This window comes from Streptomyces alkaliphilus, from assembly GCF_014141535.1.
GTDB lineage: Bacteria > Actinomycetota > Actinomycetes > Streptomycetales > Streptomycetaceae > Streptomyces > Streptomyces alkaliphilus.
In genome coordinates, this window is sequence record NZ_VKHT01000723.1 from 1 (window position 1) to 2,716 (window position 2,716).

2 protein-coding genes are annotated in these 2,716 nt (G+C 72.9%); both read right to left on the reverse strand.

The window, feature by feature from the left end:
- Positions 1-47: 47 nt before the first annotated feature.
- Positions 48-569 (reverse strand): hypothetical protein, encoded by a 522-nt coding sequence (locus FNQ90_RS18965; RefSeq protein WP_182607471.1) that lies wholly within the window; start codon positions 567-569, stop codon positions 48-50.
- Positions 570-645: 76 nt separating this feature from the next.
- Positions 646-2,520: a dihydroxy-acid dehydratase gene (gene ilvD / locus FNQ90_RS18970; RefSeq protein ID WP_182607472.1), complete on the reverse strand. Its 1,875-nt coding sequence runs from the start codon at positions 2,518-2,520 to the stop codon at positions 646-648.
- Positions 2,521-2,716 lie beyond the last annotated feature (196 nt).

Sequence of the window (2,716 nt, forward strand, 5' to 3'; positions counted from 1 at the left end):
GGGCGGGGCGGATCGGCGGCGGTTACTGCGAACGGGGGACGGCCGGGTCAGCGGCCGTTGCGGCGTCGGCCGCGTCGGGCCGGGTTGCCGGAACGGCGGGTGGTGAGCTGCTGCCACCTGGCGAGCTCCTCCTCGTACTCGCGGCGCCGAATCCGCTCGCCCGGGGCCTCGATGCCGCTGCGCAGGGCGTAGGCCAGGAGCAGTCCCAGGAAGCCGACCGCCTTGATCGAGCGGAAGGAGGGGTCGTCGGCGCCGGCGCCCTCGCGGTTCCAGCCGGCCCAGGTGCGGGTGAAGGCGATCGCGGAGCAGGTCGCGAAGGCGACCACCACGAGCATGGTGAGCCAACCGGCGGTCTCGTTGATGCGCAGGCCCTCGTAGCCCAGGCGCAGCGCCAGGGCGCTGAGGGCGGCGAGCATCATCGTGCCGAACCCCAGGGCGAAGCGGCGCAGGGTGTAGCCGCGCGAATGGTCCACCCAGCTGGTGCCGTAGAAACGGATCGGCCGGGGTTCGGGCCGCTGCTCGGGAGCGGCTCCTCCGGCGGCGGGGGGGATCGGCGGCTGCTTGCTCATGTGACCGATTATGACCGGCGGGTCGGGAGGGGTTGAAGCCCCGTCCCGACCCGCCTTCGTCACGCTTCCGCCGGTGTCACGCCCCGACCGGTCCCTCCGGGGCCGCTCGGTTCTCCAGCCCGGGGACGTCGCGCACCGCGCCCTTGTCCGCGCTGGTGGCCATGGCGGCGTAGGCGCGCAGCGCGAGGGAGACCTTGCGGTCCCGGGCGACGGGGGCGTACCGGCCGCCGAGGGCGGCGCGGCGGGCGGCGAGGGTCTCCTCGCCCACCTTCAGTTCGATGGTGCGGTTGGGGATGTCGATGGCGATGCGGTCGCCGTCCTCGACCAGGGCGATGGTGCCGCCCGCCGCGGCCTCGGGGGAGACGTGGCCGATCGACAGGCCGGAGGTGCCGCCGGAGAACCGGCCGTCGGTGATCAGCGCGCACTTGGCGCCCAGGCCACGGCCCTTGAGGAAGGCGGTGGGGTAGAGCATCTCCTGCATGCCGGGGCCGCCGCGCGGGCCCTCGTAGCGGACGACGACCACGTCGCCCTCCTTGACCCGCTTCTCGAGGATGGCCTGCACGGCGTCCTCCTGGGACTCCACGACGACGGCGGTGCCGGTGAAGGTGTGGATGGACTCGTCGACGCCGGCGGTCTTCACCACGCAGCCGTCCTCGGCGAGGTTGCCGTACAGCACGGCGAGGCCGCCGTCGGCGGAGTGGGCGTGGGCGCGGTCCCGGATGCAGCCGGCCGCGGCGTCGGTGTCCAGGGTCTCCCAGCGCTCGGACTGGGAGAAGGCGGTGGCGGAGCGGACGCAACCCGGCGCGGCGTGGAACATCTCCACCGCCTCCGGGGAGGGTGAACCACCGCGGATGTCCCAGGTCTTCAGCCACTCGTCCAGGGAGTCGGCGTGCACGGCGCGGACGCCCGCGTCGAGCAGGCCGGCGCGGTGCAGTTCGCCGAGGATGGCGGGGATGCCGCCGGCCCGGTGGACGTCCTCCATGTGGTAAACGCCGTTGGGGGCGACCTTGCACAGGCACGGGACGCGGCGCGAGACGGCGTCGATGTCGGCCATGGTGTAGTCGAGTTCGGCCTCGTGGGCCGCCGCCATCAGGTGCAGGACGGTGTTGGTGGAGCCGCCCATGGCGACGTCCAGGGCCATGGCGTTGTCGAAGGCGGCCCGGGAGGCGAGGGCGCGCGGCAGCACGCTCTCGTCGTCCTGCTCGTAGCGGCGGCGGGTGATCTCGACGACGGTTCGCCCGGCCGCCTCGTAGAGGGCGCGGCGGGCGGTGTGGGTGGCCAGCACGGAGCCGTTGCCGGGCAGTGCCAGGCCCAGTGCCTCGACCAGGCAGTTCATGGAGTTGGCGGTGAACATGCCGGAGCAGGAGCCGCAGGTGGGACAGGCGGCCTCCTCGATGCGCTCCAGGTCCTCGTCGGAGACGTTGTCCGCGACGGCCTCGGACATGGCGTGGACCAGGTCGAGGTTGCTGCGGACGGTGCCGTCGACCAGCGTGGTCTTGCCGGCTTCCATGGGGCCGCCGGAGACGAAGACGGTGGGGATGTTCAGCCGCAGCGCGGCCATGAGCATGCCGGGAGTGATCTTGTCGCAGTTGGAGATGCAGATCAGCGCGTCGGCGCAGTGTGCCTCGACCATGTACTCGACGGAGTCGGCGATCAGGTCGCGGGAGGGCAGCGAGTAGAGCATGCCGCCGTGGCCCATGGCGATGCCGTCGTCCACGGCGATGGTGTTGAACTCCCGGGGGATGCCGCCGGCGGCGGAGATGGCCTCGGAGACGATGCGGCCGACGGGCTGCAGGTGGGTGTGGCCGGGGACGAACTCGGTGAAGCTGTTGGCCACGGCGATGATCGGCTTGCCGAAGTCCTCGCGCGCTACGCCCGCGGCGCGGAGGAGGGCGCGGGCACCCGCCATGTTGCGTCCGTGGGTGACGGTGCGGGACCTCAGTGTCGCCATGGGTCGGCTCTCCCTGCGTGGAATGGCTGGGCGGATGCCCGTGTGGTGGACGAGGGTACGCCGATCGACCACCGGTCGGGACGGACATACCGGATATCGAGACGGCGGGTCGGGGCGCGGGACGCCGCGGGAGCGGTCACGACCCGGGGGAGGCGCGTGGCGAGGGCCGCGCGCGGGCCGGGGCGCGGGTCAGGGG